The 14,778-nt window shown below is 69.7% G+C and carries 13 protein-coding genes; 7 read left to right on the top strand and 6 right to left on the bottom strand.

From position 1 onward, the window contains the following. Positions 1–4: 4 nt before the first annotated feature. The 5 genes from QM720_RS10760 to QM720_RS10780 all read right to left on the bottom strand — a co-directional run bounded on the left by QM720_RS10760 (position 5) and on the right by QM720_RS10780 (position 6,454). Positions 5–895 carry a carbohydrate ABC transporter permease gene (locus tag QM720_RS10760; RefSeq protein ID WP_415126385.1) on the bottom strand — a complete coding sequence of 297 codons (891 nt, stop codon included), beginning with the start codon at positions 893–895 and terminating at the stop codon, positions 5–7. Next, positions 892–1,806: a carbohydrate ABC transporter permease gene (locus tag QM720_RS10765; protein ID WP_415126387.1), complete on the bottom strand. Its 915-nt coding sequence runs from the start codon at positions 1,804–1,806 to the stop codon at positions 892–894. The genes QM720_RS10760 and QM720_RS10765 overlap by 4 nt, the downstream gene beginning before the upstream one ends. 57 nt (positions 1,807–1,863) lie before the next feature. After that, the gene (locus tag QM720_RS10770; RefSeq protein WP_415126389.1) at positions 1,864–3,213 is read right to left on the bottom strand and encodes an ABC transporter substrate-binding protein; all 1,350 of its coding nucleotides are present in this window, start codon (positions 3,211–3,213) and stop codon (positions 1,864–1,866) included. Continuing rightward, positions 3,210–5,339: a beta-galactosidase gene (locus QM720_RS10775; RefSeq protein WP_415126391.1), complete on the bottom strand. Its 2,130-nt coding sequence runs from the start codon at positions 5,337–5,339 to the stop codon at positions 3,210–3,212. The genes QM720_RS10770 and QM720_RS10775 overlap by 4 nt, the downstream gene beginning before the upstream one ends. Before the next feature lie 119 nt (positions 5,340–5,458). Beyond that, positions 5,459–6,454, bottom strand: coding sequence for a LacI family DNA-binding transcriptional regulator (locus QM720_RS10780; RefSeq protein WP_415126393.1), 996 nt, complete (start codon positions 6,452–6,454; stop codon positions 5,459–5,461). A gap of 123 nt (positions 6,455–6,577) precedes the next feature. Between QM720_RS10780 and QM720_RS10785 the strand changes: the two genes are divergently transcribed. From QM720_RS10785 to QM720_RS10815, 7 genes are read left to right on the top strand one after another with little or no spacing between them, the layout of a single operon-like run. Next, the gene (locus tag QM720_RS10785; RefSeq protein WP_415126395.1) at positions 6,578–7,738 is read left to right on the top strand and encodes a MalY/PatB family protein; all 1,161 of its coding nucleotides are present in this window, start codon (positions 6,578–6,580) and stop codon (positions 7,736–7,738) included. A 53-nt stretch (positions 7,739–7,791) separates the two neighbouring features. Then, the gene (locus QM720_RS10790; RefSeq protein WP_415127898.1) at positions 7,792–9,117 is read left to right on the top strand and encodes an MFS transporter; all 1,326 of its coding nucleotides are present in this window, start codon (positions 7,792–7,794) and stop codon (positions 9,115–9,117) included. Positions 9,118–9,136: 19 nt separating this feature from the next. Beyond that, the gene (locus tag QM720_RS10795) at positions 9,137–10,063 is read left to right on the top strand and encodes a siderophore-interacting protein (RefSeq protein ID WP_415126397.1); all 927 of its coding nucleotides are present in this window, start codon (positions 9,137–9,139) and stop codon (positions 10,061–10,063) included. Beyond that, positions 10,060–11,067: a FecCD family ABC transporter permease gene (locus QM720_RS10800; protein WP_415126399.1), complete on the top strand. Its 1,008-nt coding sequence runs from the start codon at positions 10,060–10,062 to the stop codon at positions 11,065–11,067. The genes QM720_RS10795 and QM720_RS10800 overlap by 4 nt, the downstream gene beginning before the upstream one ends. Further along, on the top strand, positions 11,064–12,119 hold the full coding sequence (locus tag QM720_RS10805) for a FecCD family ABC transporter permease (RefSeq protein WP_415126401.1): 1,056 nt from the start codon (positions 11,064–11,066) through the stop codon (positions 12,117–12,119). The genes QM720_RS10800 and QM720_RS10805 overlap by 4 nt, the downstream gene beginning before the upstream one ends. Further along, the gene (locus tag QM720_RS10810; RefSeq protein WP_415126403.1) at positions 12,116–12,937 is read left to right on the top strand and encodes an ABC transporter ATP-binding protein; all 822 of its coding nucleotides are present in this window, start codon (positions 12,116–12,118) and stop codon (positions 12,935–12,937) included. Before QM720_RS10805 ends, QM720_RS10810 begins: the two co-directional genes overlap by 4 nt. A 19-nt stretch (positions 12,938–12,956) precedes the next feature. After that, positions 12,957–13,985 carry an ABC transporter substrate-binding protein gene (locus QM720_RS10815; protein ID WP_415126405.1) on the top strand — a complete coding sequence of 343 codons (1,029 nt, stop codon included), beginning with the start codon at positions 12,957–12,959 and terminating at the stop codon, positions 13,983–13,985. Positions 13,986–14,044: 59 nt separating this feature from the next. On the opposite strand, the gene QM720_RS10820 is transcribed toward QM720_RS10815, so the two are convergent. Next, positions 14,045–14,677, bottom strand: coding sequence for a biotin transporter BioY (locus QM720_RS10820; RefSeq protein WP_415126407.1), 633 nt, complete (start codon positions 14,675–14,677; stop codon positions 14,045–14,047). Between the last annotated feature and the right edge of the window lie 101 nt (positions 14,678–14,778).

Consider the following 14,778-nt stretch of genomic DNA (forward strand, 5'->3'; position numbering starts at 1 on the left):
CGCGTCATCCCTTCACGCTCCCCGCTGCCAGGCCCGACTGCCAGTAGCGCTGCAGGAAGATGAACGCGATGATCAGCGGCACGATCGACACGAGCGCTCCGGTGAGCACGGTCGAGAACAGTACTTGGCCGCCCCCGCCGCCGCTGGCCGCCGCCTGCCAGTTGGCAAGGCCCACGGTCACCGGGAACAACTCCGGAGTGTTGAGCATGATGAGCGGCAGGAAGTAGTTGTTCCACGTCGCGACGAGCTGGAACAGCAGCACCGTCACCAGGCCGGGCACGAGCAGCCGGATTCCGATCGTGAAGAAGATGCGGAACTCCCCGGCCCCGTCGATGCGCGCCGCCTCCATGAGCGAGTCATCGACGGAGTCGGCCGCGTACACCCGCATGAGGTAGACGCCGAACGGGCTCACCAGTGACGGGAGGATGATGCCCAGCATGTTGTCGGTCAGGTTCATGGCCGAGAACAGCAGGTAGGTCGGGATGGCGAGGGCGGTCATCGGCACCATGATCGAGCCGATGATGAGCCAGAACACCGCGTCGCGGCCCGCGAACCGGTACTTCGCCAGTGCGTACCCCGCTGCCGTCGCCAGAGCCGCCGCGCCGATGGCGCTGACCACGGCGTAGAGGATGGTGTTGCCCAGCCAGCTGGTGAAGACACCGCCCTGGAACGTGAAGACCTGGCCGATGTTGCCGAACAGCTCGAACGCCGTGCCGAACCACAGCCCGAAGGTCGTGAACAGGTCGGAGTTGTTCTTCGTGCTGGCCATGAACAGCCACACCAGCGGGACCAGGAAGTACAGGACCGCGATCCACACGAAGATCGTCAGGAGCGTGTTGCGGCGCTCGTTCGGCGGGACCAGCCGCCGCCTGCGCGATGAGGTGAGGGCGCTCATGACACGCGCTCCTTTCGGTTGACGATCGTCTGCACGACGACCGAGATGGCCACGATCACCATGCCGAGGAGGAAGGCGATCGCCGCGGAGTAGTTCACGTCCTGGTTCTTGAACGCGACGTTGTACGCGTACAGGTTGGGCGTGAAGTCGGTGCCGATCGCATTCGGCGCGATGGCATACAACAGGCTCGGTTCGTTGAACAGCTGGAACGACCCGATGATCGAGAAGATCACGGTCAGGATCAGCGCTTGACGGATCGCGGGGATCTTGATGCTCCACGCGACCCGCAATTGGCTCGCGCCGTCGATCTCGGCCGCTTCGAACAGCTCCGTCGGAATCGTCCGCAAAGCGGCGTACATGATGATCATGTTGTAGCCGATGAACTCCCAGCAGACGATGTTCATGATGGAGCCGAGCACGGCGTCGGGCCCGAGCAGGTTGGGGGCGGAGCTCCCCAACGCCTGGAACACCTGGGCGATCAGCCCGAAGTCCTGGCCGTAGATATAGCCCCACATGAGCGCCGCGACCACGCCGGGGACGGCATACGGCAGGAAGATCAGGAGCCGGACGACCTTGCCTCCGCGCACCCGGCCGCTGTCCAGCGCGAGCGCGAAGAACAGTGATGCGACGAGCATGATCGGCACCTGGATGAACAGGAAAGTGGCTACGCGGCCGAGTCCGGACCAGAAGCTGGGATCGGAGAGGGCGCGCGAGTAGTTGGCGAAGAGGTCGAACACCTCACCGCCGACCAATTGCGAGGTGAAGGTGCTGAGGTAGGCGGAGTACGCCAACGGCACCAGGAAGAGCGTGGCGAACACCACGAGGAACGGGGTGACGAGCACCCACGCCGCGATCGTCTGCGGTCGGCCGGTGCTCGAACGGCGGCGGGCCGAGGCTGCTTGCGTTGACATCATTGTCGTCCTTTCGCGTGAGGGGCGCCGGGCCGGAGGTCCGGCGCCCCCTGTGTCTCACTCGACCGTGAAGCCCTGTTGCGTGGCGTAGGTCTTCACTTGGTTCTGCCACTCCGTGAGCGCAGCCAGCATGTCGCCCTTGTCGGCGATCGCGGTGCCCAGCGTCTCGTTGTAGCTCGAGTAGACGTAGTCCATGAACGGCAGCCACTGGAAGTCGGGCTGGACGGTCTCGGACACTCCGGCGAAGAACTCGTTCACCTTCTGGCCGCCGTAGAACTCGTTCTCCTGGTTGAGGAAGTCCTCGGACTGAAGGGTCGCCGTCGTCGTCGGGAATAGGAACTGCTCGTTGGCGAGCATGAGCGCCGACTCGGCGTCGGTGTTGATGAATTTCGCGAGCTCGTAGGCCGCGATCTTGTTCTCGCTGGTGGCCATGACGGCGTCCGTCGATCCGCCCCAGTTGCCCGAGATGTCCTGTCCGGCCTCCCACTGCGGGATCTTTCCGGCCGCCCAGTTGCCACTGGTGTCCTTGGCGGTTCCCTGCAGGAACACCGGACCCCACGCGGCGACCTGCCAGCTGGCGTACTTGCCCTTGGCCAGTCCCTGGTACCACGAGTCGTTGAAGTCGGCGTCGACGGAGACGAGATCCTTGTCGATCAGATCCTGCCAGTAGGAGACGACCTTCTGGGTGTCGGGCGAGTCGAGGTTGACCGACACGGTCTTCTCACCGTCGTAGGCGAACGGCTGCGCGCCCGCCTGCCAGAACAGGCCCACCATCTGGCCGGGGTCGTTGCCCGGCATGTTGGTGATATAGGACCCGGTGTTGGACTTGACGGCCTCGGCGGCCTTGGCGAAGTCGTCCCACGTCTCGGGGGCGGTGGTGATGCCCGCCTTGTCGAAGAGATCCTTGCGGTAGAGGTTGCCGAGCGGGCCGGAGTCCTGCGGCACGGCCCATACGCCTTGCTCGTTGGCGACCTGGTTCCACACCCACTCCACGAACTGGTCCTTGGTGTCGGCGGCGCCGTACGGAGTGAGGTCGGCCAGGCTCGCGGTCTGCCGGAACGAGGGGACGTACTGGTACTCGATCTGCGCCACGTCCGGCGCGCCCTTGCCGGCCTTCAACGCCGCGCGCAGCTTCGGGTAGTGTTGCGTGCCGCCGCCGGTGTTGACGACCTTGACCTTGATCTTCGGGTACTTCGCCTCGAACAGGTCGACTTCCTTCTGGATGTCGGGAACCCACGTCCAGAACGTGAGCTCTGTCTCGGTGTTCAGCGCCTTGTCGATGTCCGCCTGCGAGACCGGGGCAGTACTCTCCTGCGTGGTGCCGCCGCCGGACGTGCAGCCGCTCAACGCGAGCCCGGAGGCCAGTGCGATCGCTCCGAGCGCCATTGCCTTGCGTGATCGTTTCATGATTTCTCTCTCGGTGTTGGGATGGGCAGTGTCCTGCCCGTGGCGACCTCGAACAGCCGCGCCTCGCGCGCGTCGAGGACGATGGTGTCTCCTTGTCGGTGCGTCTCGCCCGACACGAGGTCGCGTAGCGGTGCGGGGGCCGTGACCTCTCCGGACGCACCGGACCAGTTGAAGACGAACGTCAACTCCACTCCGCCGGAGCATCCGCTGGAAACAGTGACTTCCGCCGGAGCGTCCCAACGGCCCCGCTCTGCGTGGGGAACGAGCCAGCGACCGACACTCCGGCCGAGCTCGCGGTTGGGGACGGTTGCCAGGTAGGTCACCCGCCCGTTGCCGTGGTTCTTGGTGGTGAGCGCCGGGCGCGCGCCGAACTCCGTCATGGCAAAGTCGGCGAGCACCGTCGCATCGTCCACTTCCAGCAGATCTGCCCAGCCGACGCCGGCAGAGTCAGGATCCACCGCGAGTCCCTGGCGGGGGAGCACCGGGAGCGGACTCGACAGATTCGTGTATTCCTCGTAGTGGATACCCGCTGCGGGCGCGATTCGTGCGGGAGCGACCTCTCGGCGCGCACGACCAAGGTCGTCGCCGTACCCTGTTCTGATGCCCAGCACGAGGTGGCCTCCGGCCTCGGCGTACGCGACGAGCTTCTCGAGCACGGCGTCCTCAGCGATGTAGACCGCCGGAGCGACGAGCACCGGAAACCTGGCCACGAGATCACCGAGCGGCTCCTCGAGGAACTGGCGCACGTGCTGCACGCGCATCTGCGCGCCCGCCTCGAACAACCCGTCGTACCACGCGTCGAAGATGTCTGTGTAGGCGTTCGTGTTCGGCGAGCCGTCCATGTTGGCCAGAGGTGGAAAGAAGTCCCACGACCACTTCGTGTCCGTGGACCACAGCATCAGGACGTCCGCGTGGGGCACGAAATCGTCCAAGGCTCCGCCAATGGTCCTGAGGGCGGTGCCGAGGGCCGAGATCTCGCGATAGATCCGACCCGGAACCTGATTGTGCGGCAGGATGCCGCCCCAGTACGTTTCGACGCCGAAGTGCAGGGTGTGCCAATGCCAGTACTCGATCATCCGGGCGCCACGTGCCAGCAGAGCGAACGCCGCCTGGCGCAGTTGCCCAGGGAAGGGTGGATGGTTCGTCCACGGACCCCCGATGGACTGCGCATTGGTCTCGGTGACGAGGAAGGGTGCCTGGGCGCTGGACCACGCGCGGTCGCCCCACTGGACGAGAGCGGGCACGCCGGAGTGCCACCAGCGATCTGGCGTCGCAATGGCATCGAGCGCGTCCAGACCGGTTTGCATGAGGTAGTAAGGGTTGCCCGCGGTGAGGTCGAGGTTCGTGACGAGTTCATCGTCCGAGATCTGTGGCCTCGTGTACGAGATGCACGTGGTGATGAACTGATCGTCGCGGGCGTATTCGCGCACGACCTCGGCCTGCCACCCGACGAGGTCGGTTGCCAGAGTTGCCTGGAATCTGCGCCACTCCAACTGGTACTGCGGCATGAGGTTGCCATCAGGCCGCCAGAGCTCTGACCACTCGGAGAGGCGGTGAGACCAGTAGACGAGACCCCACTCCTCGTTCAACCGCTCGACAGTGCCGTATCGGGAGCGCAGCCAGGCGAGGAACGCGTGGAAGGTCGAACGGTTGTGGGCGATCACATTGCCGGGCTCGTTGTCGACCTGGTAGCCGATCACGGCGGGATGGTCGCAGTAGCGCGAGACCACCTTACGCACGATGCGCTCGGCGTAGAACCGATATGCGGGCTGGCTCTGGTCCATCTCCTGTCGCGCGCCCCATCCGATGCGGGCGCCCGATGAGGACTCTCCGGCGATCTCGGGGTGGCGCGTCTGCAGCCACGGGGGGATGGCGTAGGTCGGCGTCCCGAGGACGACGCCGATGCCGCGTGCGTGCGCGCCGTCGAGAACGGGCTGCAGCCAGTCGAGGTCGAACTCACCCTCACGCGGCTCCCAGGTCGACCATACGGACTCGCCGACGCGGACGACAGTGAACCCCGCCTCCGCCATGAGGTCGAGATCGCGTTCGAGGGTGCCTTCCGGCTGGTACTCCGCGTAGTAGGCCGCTCCGAACAGGATTCCGGAGAACCGCGGGTTGGATGCCATGGCGACCTCTCTGTCAATGTTGTCGACAACATGTTGTCGACAACATTGGAACCTAGCAGAGAGTCTCCGGTGTCGGCAAGAGTACGTCGAGCGGTGGAAGCAGGGAGGTCGGCGAAGAGTCAGCGAAGGGCTGTCGTCGAGGCGCGCACCAGCAGCCGCGGGGCAGGGAGAGGGTTCGGCGGAGTCCGGCCGGTGATCTTCCCCAAGAGGGTGGCGACCAAGAACGCGCCTTCCGCTTCGAAGTCGATGGCGACCGTCGTCAGGGGCGGTGTCACGTACGCGGCCTCCGGCATGTTGTCATTGCCGATCACGCTCAGTTCGGTGGGAACTGCCACGCCGCTCGAATTCGCGGCCGAGATCAGGCCGATGGCCATGGCGTCGTTTCCGAGGGCCACGGCTGTCACCGGCGCGGCAGAGCGGGGGCGGTCTCGCCACGCCGCGGCGCCCGAAGAGGGGGACCAGTCGCCCTCCGCCTCCCAGACGGGTTCTCTGCCGGCGGCAGCGAGCTCGGCCACAAATCCGTCACGTCGCTCTTTCGCGACATACCAGGACCGCGGACCACTCACGTATCCGATATCGTGGTGGCCGAGCCCGAGCAGATGCGCGGCCGCCATCCGTCCGGTCTGATGGTTGGTCGTTGTCGTCGTGTCGTCGGAGGTCAGCGTCCGGGAGGTGGCCAGGACATGCGGAACACGCAGTTCACGAGCCTCGATCGCACGGGTGAGGCCCTCGTACTGCGACTCGATGATCAGCCCGGCATGCTGGTGCTCCAAGAGCTGGTCGAGCGCGGCATCGATCTCGTCCGGTTCCTGCCCCTCCGTTGCGACGAGCTCGATGAGATAGCCGTTCTGCCGCGCAGCCTCGATGACGCCGACCACCATGCGCGCCGGACCCGGCATGTCGACCCGGTGGGCAAGCAGTCCGATCACGTTGATGCGATTGTGTCGCAGTTGTCTTGCGGCTGAGTTGGGCAGGTAGCCGAGTTCGGCGATGGCGGCTTGCACGCGATCACGGGTCTCCGGGCGAATACCTTGGAACCCGTGCAGATAGCGGGTGACCGTCTGATGCGAGACACCTGCCGAGCGGGCCACGTCGTAGATCGTCGGTGGCTTCATACAGCCATTCTTGCAGCGGCGGTGTCACGGGCTCGGTCCCCACGCAACCTGATGCGTGCACGTCGGCTGCGCGATCTGACGCCGCGGAACCCCGGCGCGCCGCGCCGCCGGTAGGCTCGTCGAGTGAGCACCACCCCCCTCGACGCGCTTCCTCTGGAGACCCTGCGACGCCGATCGAGCAGCAAGTGGCGCACCTATCCGGCGGACGTCCTGCCGATGTTCGTCGCCGAGACCGACTTCGCGCTGGCGCCCGCCATCACGGCCGCGCTGACCGAGGCCGTCGCGAACGGCGACACGGGCTACACGCCGCCCGACCCCGGGCTGGGGCGCGCGTTCGCGCAGTTCGCGGGGCGCCGTTTCGGCTGGCAGGTCGACCCCGCGCGCATCCGCAGCACGGGCGACGTCATGATGGGAGTCGTCGAGCTGCTGCGCGCCGCCACCCGGCCCGGCGACCGCGTGATCACCACGCCGCCGGTGTACCCGCCGTTCGCGATGTGCATCGCCGAGGCCGGATGCCGGGTGGAGCCCGTTCCGCTCGCCGACACCGGCGCGGCCTGGGAACTCGATCTCGACGGCATCGAGGCGGCGCTGGCCCGTGGGGCGCGCGCCGTGCTGCTGTGCAACCCCCACAACCCGACCGGCACCGTGCACTCGGCATCCGCGCTCGCGTCGCTCGCCGAGCTCGCCGCCCGGCACGGCGCCGTCGTGATCAGCGACGAGATCCACGCGCCGCTCACGCACGGCGAGGTGCCGTACACGCCGTTCCTGGCGGCATCGGACGACGCCGCGGCGGTCGGCTACGCGGTCACGAGCGCCTCGAAGGCGTACAACCTCGCCGGGCTCAAGTGCGCGCTCATGGTCACCGCGACCGACGCCACGACCGCCGTCGTGCGCGACCTGTGCGCGGAGGTGGAGTGGCGCACCGGGCTGCTCGGCGCGATCGCCGGCGTCGCCGCCTTCGATGCGGCATCAGACGGGTGGCTCGATGCGCTGCGCGCGCGGCTCGACCTCAACCGCCACCTGCTGGCGGACCTGCTCGCCGAGCACCTGCCGCTCGCGAGCTACCGCGCTCCCGACGCCGGGTACCTCGCCTGGATCGACCTGTCCGCCTACGGCTGGGGCGACGACCCGGCGCAGCACATCCGGCGCCGGGCGAAGGTCGCGCTGCACCACGGCCCGCTGTTCGGACCCCAGGGCGCCGGACACGTGCGACTCAACTTCGGCTGCGGGCCCGACGTGCTCGTCGACGCCGTCACGCGCATCGGCGCGCTCGCGCGCTCGTGAGCGCCGGGATCTGGCACGCCCGCTACGTGTGGGTGACCGTCGGCGCCGTCGCGATGATCTTCCTCGCGGCGACGCAGTCGCTCGCCGTGACGACGGTCATGCCGATCGTCAGCGCCGATCTCGGCGGGGCCGACCTGTACGCGGTCGCCTTCTCGGGGACTCTGGCCACGAGCGTCGTCGGCATGGTCGCCGTCGGCGCCTGGTGCGACCGGACCGATCCGGTGGCGCCGCTGGCGACGGCGGTCGGGCTGTTCGTCGCAGGCCTCGCGATCGCGGGGGCCGCCTCGTCGATGGAGGTGCTCGTCGCCGGGCGCCTCGTGCAGGGGCTCGGCACCGGCGGTCAGACCGTCGCGCTCTACGTCGTCGTCGCACGGGTGTATCCGGCGGCACTGCACGGGCGGGTCTTCGCGGCGTTCTCCGCCGCGTGGGTCATCCCCTCGATCATCGGGCCGGCTCTGGCGGGAGCGGTCGCGGAGTACCTGCACTGGCGGTGGGTGTTCCTCGGCGTCGCCGTGCTGACGACGGCGGCCTTCGCGATCGTCTACGCGAAGCTGCGCGGGCTGCCGCTCGCCAGCGGCGAGCCGTCGCGCGAGCCGGTCGCCGCGCGGCTGGCATGGGCGAGCGTCGTGGCAGTCGGCGCCCTCGCCCTGAGCCTCGCCGGTCGCGCCGGAGCATTCGCCCCGGTCGTCGTCGCCGTCTCGCTCGTCGTGGTCGCCGTCGCCGCGCGCCCGCTGCTGCCGGCCGGGACGCTGCGGGCACGCCGCGGGCTGCCGAGCGTCATCCTCATGCGTGCCCTCATCGCGGGAGCCCTGTTCGGCGCGGAGATCTACGTCCCCTACCTGCTGATCGACGATTACGGCTTCTCGCCGACGTGGGCCGGGCTCGGGCTGACGGCGGCCGCACTGCTGTGGGCGCTCGGCGCCGACCTGCAGGGTCGGATCGGCGATCGCCTCGGCAATACGCGCATCACCCTGATCGGCAGTGCGCAACTGGTCGCGGCGACGCTCGTCGCGGCGACGACCGCCGCCGCGCACCTGCCGCCGTGGGTCGTCATCGCCGGCTGGGCGCTGGCCGGCGGCGGCATGGGACTCATGTATCCGCGGCTGACGGTGCTGACCCTCGCGTACTCGACTCCGAGCAATCAGGGCTTCAACTCGTCGGCGCTGTCGATCTCCGACTCGATCGGGGCGGCGGCATCCATCGCGATCATGGGGCTCACGTTCGTCGCGTTGACGGGGACGGATGCCGGGTTCCCCGCCGTGTTCGGCATCGCCACGGCGCTCGCGGTGGTGGCGCTGCTGCCGGGCCTGCGGCTCGGGCGCGCCGGCGCCACGCCCGACCTTGAGGCAGACGAAAGGTCGTTTGGCGCTTCAATATAGGTAAGGCTAGCCTTATCGAGTGACGACACCCGAAGCCACAGTCCGCCCTGCCTACCGTCCCTACCTCGTGACCGCGCGCCGCGTGCAACGACTCGCGCCGCACTTCGTGCGCGTCACCTTCACCGGAGCCGACCTGGAGTGGTTCGGCACCGCCGGACTCGACCAGCGTGTCAAGGTCGTCTTCCCCACCGACGGCGCCTTCGCCGACTTCGGCCAGCACGAGGCGGCGGGGGACTGGTACGACCGCTGGCGTGCGCTGCCGACGCACGAGCGCAATCCCTTCCGCACCTACACCGTGCGCCGCATCGACGCCGCCGCGCGCGAGCTCGACATCGACTTCGTCGTGCACCACGATGCCGGGCCGGCCGGCGCCTGGGCCGAAGCGGCCGTCGTCGGCGACGAGCTCGTCGTCGTCGGACCCGACGAGCGCAGCCCGCACTCCCGTCTCGGCATCGACTGGCACCCCGGCACCGCCCGGCGGCTGCTGCTCGCGGGCGACGAGACGGCAGCCCCCGCGATCAGCGGCATCCTCGAATCGCTCGACGAGCGCTTCGAGGTGGACGCGTTCATCGAGGTGCCGGAGGCGTCCGACGCGCTTCCCGTGGAGCTTCCGGCCGGCATCCGGCTCACGTGGATCGCTCGCGGCGACGCCGCGCACGGGGCACGGCTGGTCGACGCCGTCGCCGCGTGGACCCGGGGCCACGGCGACGTGCTCGCGCGCGCCGCCGCACCGCGTCCGCAGGAACTGGAGGACGTCGACGTCGACCGCGATCTGCTGTGGGACAGCCCCGACGACGGCGACGGGGAGTTCTACGCCTGGATCGCGGGAGAGGCGGCGACGATCAAGACGCTGCGTCGGCTGCTCGTGAGCGGATGCGGCGTCGACCGCAAACGCGTCGCCTTCATGGGGTACTGGCGGCTCGGTCAGGCCGAGCGCACGGAATGAGCAGCACCGGGCGCCGCACTCGCCTCGCCCTGGCGGTCAGCCTCGCCCTGCTGATCGTCGTCGCCGTGCTGAGCCTGCTGATCGGTGCGCGGTCGATCGCACCGTCGGTCGTGATCGACGCCTTCCTGCGGCCGGACCTCACCTCGGCCGATCACGTCGTCGTGCTCACGCAACGGGTGCCCCGCACGATCATCGGCCTCGTCGCAGGTGCCGCGCTGGCCCTCGCCGGCACCCTCATGCAGGGACTCACCCGCAATCCGCTCGCCGATCCCGGGCTGCTCGGCATCAACGCGGGGGCGTCGGTCGCGGTGCTCGCCGCGATCACCTTCCTCGGCATCACCAAGCCCGACGGATTCGTCTGGTTCGCCTTCGCCGGTGCCGCGGTCGCCGCCGTGGCGGTCGCCCTGATCGGATCGCGCGGCCCCGACGGCGGCAACCCCGCCAAGCTCGCCCTGACGGGGGCGGCGGTGACGGCGGGGCTCACGGCGGTGTCGACCCTCATCCTCATCCTCTCGGTGCAGGCCTTCGACGTCTTCCGCTACTGGCAGGTCGGCGGGTTGACCGCGCGCGGGCTCGACGCCGTCGTGGTCGTGCTCGTCCCGATCTTCGTCGGCGCCGTGCTCGCCTTCGCCGGCGCGCGCGGGCTCGACCTGCTGGCGCTCGGCGACGAGACGGCGGCCTCGCTCGGCCACAACGTCGATCGCACCCGGGCGCTCGGCATCGTCGCGACGATCCTGCTCTGCGGCGGCGCGACGTCGATCGCCGGGCCCATCGTGTTCGTCGGGCTCGTCGTGCCGCATCTGCTGCGCGGCGTGCTGGGCGGCGGCGACTACCGCGGCCTGCTGTTGGTCGCCGCGCCCGCCGGGGCCGTCGTCCTGCTCGCGGCCGACGTGCTGGGCCGCGTGCTCGCACCGGGCGAGGTGCAGGCCGGGCTCGTGGTCGCGTTCGTGGGGGCGCCGATGCTGATCTTCCTCGTGCTGCGCCGAGGAAGGGTGACGCTATGAGTGCGTCGATCGTGACGAGCGCGTCGACCGTGGGGCGCGCGTCGATCGTGCAGATCCGTGCGGCCGTGCGCCGTCGGCGCCTATTCGTCGTCGGCGGCGTGGTGGTCGCCCTCGTGGCCATCGCCGCGACGGCGCTGTCGCTGGGCGCCTACGCGATCGCACCGGCCGACCTGTGGCGGACGCTGTGGGGCGGCGGATCGGCGCGCGAGGCATACGTCGTCTTCCAGGTGCGGATGCCGCGGCTGCTGATGGGCGTGCTCGTCGGCGCGTGCCTCGGAGTGGCCGGGGCGCTCCTGCAGTCGCTGCTCGGCAATCCGCTCGCGAGCCCCGACCTCCTCGGCATCAGCGGCGGCAGCGGTGCGGCCGCCGTGTTCGGACTGCTCATCCTCGGCATCGGCGGGCCGGCGCTGGCGATCGTCGCCTTCGCCGGCGGCATCGGCGTCGCCGCGTTCCTGCTTCTGGCCGGGCGCCGACGGGCCGACGGCGGCTACCGCCTCATCCTCGCCGGCGTCGGCGTCGCCTTCCTGTGCGCGGCGCTGACGAGCTACCTCATGGTGCGCGCGAAGCTCGAGCTCGCGCAGGATGCGCTGATCTGGCTCACCGGCAGCCTCGCATCGACGCCCTGGTGGAACGTCGTCACCGTGGCGGTCGTCGCGCTGCTGGCGGTGCCCGCGATCGTCGCCTGTGCGCGGTGGCTGCCGCTGACGCAGCTGGGCGCGCCGACGGCGGCGTCGCTGGGGGTGCGCGCCGGCACGGTGCGCCTCGCCGCGATCGGCACCGCCGTGCTGCTGACGGCCGTCACGTGTGCCTTCGCCGGGCCGATCTCGTTCATCGCGATGTGTGCCCCGGCCATCGCGCGTCCGCTCCTCGGCCACGGCGCCGTCGCGATCGGCACGAGCGCCGCCGTCGGTGCGGTGCTGCTGGCCGCTGCCGACCTCCTCGCGCAGTACGCGCTGCCCGGGCACGCCGTGCCCGTCGGCGTCGTCACGGGCGCGCTCGGCGCCGTCTTCCTGCTGTGGATGCTCGCGACCTCGAAAGGACGTCAGCTGTGACCGACTCCTCCCCGCCCCGCCTGACCGTGCAGGGTCTCGCCGCCGGCTACCCGAACCGGCGCGTCATCGAGGGGCTCGACCTGCGGCTCACCCCGGGCGCCGTCACGATGATCATCGGCGCCAACGCCTGCGGCAAGTCCACGCTGCTGGGCACCCTCGCCCGCGTGCACCCGCCTCTCGGCGGACGCATCGAACTCGACGGCGTCGACATCGCCACGGTGTCGCGTCGCAGGTTCGCGCAGAACGTCGGACTGCTGCCGCAGCATCCCACCGCCCCCGACGGCCTGACCGTCGCGGAACTCGTCTCGCGGGGCCGGCATCCGCATCGGGGCGTGTTCCAGCGCTGGAGCGCCGCCGACACGGCGCGCGTCGACGATGCCATGGCCAAGACGCGCGTCGCCGACCTCGCTGACCGGGCCGTGGGCGACCTGTCGGGCGGGCAGCGCCAGCGCGTGTGGATCGCGATGGCGCTGGCGCAGGAGCCCCGCATCCTGCTGCTCGACGAGCCGACGACGTTCCTCGACCTCAGCCACCAGATCGAGGTGCTCGACCTGCTGCGCGAGCTCAACCGCACCGACGGCACGACGATCGTCGCCGTGCTGCACGAGCTCAACCTCGCAGCGCGCTACGCCGACGAACTCGTCGTGATGAGCGGCGGTCGCGTCGTCGCGCACGGCGCGCCGACCGACGTGCTCACCTCCGCCGTGGTCGCCGAGGCCTTTGGCCTGGACGCCGTCGTCATGCCCGACCCCCTGACCGCAACACCCCTGGTCATCCCCGTCCCGGGCGGCGTGCACGCCGCGACGGATGCCGGTTGACCCGAACGAAAGGAAAACCATGTCCCTGCGATCCTTGCGCTGGACCGCTGTCACGGCGGTGGTCGCCGTGCTCGCCCTCGGCGGCTGCTCCGCCACCGACACCGCCTCGCCGTCCGGCTCGGCGGATGCCGGCGACGGGGTCTTCCCCGTCACCTTCACGCACCTGTACGGCCAGACGACCCTCGACGTGGCGCCCGAGCGCGTCGCGACGTGGGGCTGGGGGGCGACCGACGCCGTGCTCGCCCTCGGGGTCATGCCCGTCGCCATCCCGTCGGACGACTACGGCGGGGGCGAGACCCGCATCACGCCGTGGGTGCAGGACGCCATCGACGAGGTCGGCGGCGACGCCCCGGTGATCCTCGACAGCTCGAGCTACACGCTCGATGTCGAGGCGCTGCTTGCCACCGACCCCGACGTGCTCATCGCCTCGTACTCCGGCCTGACGCAGGAGGAGTACGACGCGGTGACGGCCGCCGGCATCCCGGTCATCGCACCGGAGACGGCCCTCTGGGCGACCCCGTGGCGCGACGTGATCACCGATGCCGGCAAGGCGCTGGGCCTGCAGGACAAGGCCGACGAGGTGCTGGCCGGCCTCGACGGCCTGGTCGCGGACGCGGCGGCGGCGCACCCGGAGTTCGCCGGCACGACGATCGCGTTCGCCGCAGACGACGTCGACACCTTTTACCTCTACCTACCGGCCGACGCCCGCGTCGAGATCTTCGAGGATCTCGGGTTCGTGAGCGACCCGTCTGTCGAGGAGCTCGACACGGGGGAGTCCACGTTCTACACGACGGTGAGCGCCGAGAACCTCGACAAGATCACCGCCGAGGTGATCTTCTCGTACGGCTTCGTCGACGACGCGGCGCTGGACACGTTCCTGCACTCGCAGCGCACCAACCTGATCCCGGCGATCGCCAAGGGCGCCGTCGCGACCATCTCGGGTGTCGGCGACAGCGACGCCGTCTCGCCGACCGCGCTGACGCTGCCGTACCTGCTGCCGACGGTCGTCGAAAAGCTCGCGGAGGCCACCGCCGTCGCGAAGGGCTGAGCTCACGACGAAGGCCCCGGTCGCGCGACCGGAGCCTTCGTCGTGGCTGCGTACGGCCCTCAGCCGCGCTTCGAGCGATCGACGGCACGCACCCCGGCCCACGCGGCCGGAATGAGGAGGGCGGCGACCGCCGCCTTGACCAGCCCGCCGACGACGAACGGCCACAGGCCTAAGTCGAGGATCTCGGCGATGCCGAACGATCCGCCGCCGACGACGTTGAGAATGAACGCCAGATACGGGATGCCGAAGGCGAACGGGATCGCGCTGGCCGCCACGAAGCCGACGAACGCCAGGACCGGCTTGCGATCCCACGCCCGCTCGGCGAACCAGCCGGCGACGTAGGCGGCGAAGACGAACCCGATGACGAAGCCGAAGCTCGGCTTCGCGACGGCGGCGATCGATCCGGTGAAGCCGGCGAACACCGGCAGACCGGCGAGCCCCGCGAGCAGATAGGTGATGAGCGCGGCGGCGCCGCGGCGCGCGCCGAGGGCGGCACCCACGACCACGACGGCGAGGGTCTGGCCGGTGATCGGCACGGGCCACAGCGGGATCTCGACCTGTGCGAGCAGACAGACGAAGGCGGCCCCGGCGACGACGAGGCCGGCATCCAGGGCGAAGGCGCGGGCGTGATCGGACGGGCGGGCGATGAGGTCGGCGAGCACGGGACGGCGGGGCGCGGCGGCGATGGACATGCTTCTCCTGTCGGGTCGGATGCGTCGCGATTCAGCCTAGGGCGTCGCGTTGCCGACTTCTTGAACGCTATCCACTCACGTTGGTCCGGCACGCTGTGGAC

It is taken from the genome of Microbacterium sp., assembly GCF_047602155.1.
Taxonomy (GTDB): domain Bacteria; phylum Actinomycetota; class Actinomycetes; order Actinomycetales; family Microbacteriaceae; genus Microbacterium.

Excerpts from the sequence above, each read along its gene's own strand:
- QM720_RS10760 (WP_415126385.1), bottom strand. The coding sequence starts at position 895 with ATGAGCGCCCTCACCTCATCGCGCAGGCGGCGGCTGGTCCCGCCGAAC.
- QM720_RS10765 (WP_415126387.1), bottom strand. The coding sequence starts at position 1,806 with ATGTCAACGCAAGCAGCCTCGGCCCGCCGCCGTTCGAGCACCGGCCGA.
- QM720_RS10770 (WP_415126389.1), bottom strand. The coding sequence starts at position 3,213 with ATGAAACGATCACGCAAGGCAATGGCGCTCGGAGCGATCGCACTGGCC.
- QM720_RS10775 (WP_415126391.1), bottom strand. The coding sequence starts at position 5,339 with ATGGCATCCAACCCGCGGTTCTCCGGAATCCTGTTCGGAGCGGCCTAC.
- QM720_RS10780 (WP_415126393.1), bottom strand. The coding sequence starts at position 6,454 with ATGAAGCCACCGACGATCTACGACGTGGCCCGCTCGGCAGGTGTCTCG.
- QM720_RS10790 (WP_415127898.1), top strand. The coding sequence starts at position 7,792 with ATGATCTTCCTCGCGGCGACGCAGTCGCTCGCCGTGACGACGGTCATG.
- QM720_RS10800 (WP_415126399.1), top strand. The coding sequence starts at position 10,060 with ATGAGCAGCACCGGGCGCCGCACTCGCCTCGCCCTGGCGGTCAGCCTC.
- QM720_RS10805 (WP_415126401.1), top strand. The coding sequence starts at position 11,064 with ATGAGTGCGTCGATCGTGACGAGCGCGTCGACCGTGGGGCGCGCGTCG.
- QM720_RS10815 (WP_415126405.1), top strand. The coding sequence starts at position 12,957 with ATGTCCCTGCGATCCTTGCGCTGGACCGCTGTCACGGCGGTGGTCGCC.
- QM720_RS10820 (WP_415126407.1), bottom strand. The coding sequence starts at position 14,677 with ATGTCCATCGCCGCCGCGCCCCGCCGTCCCGTGCTCGCCGACCTCATC.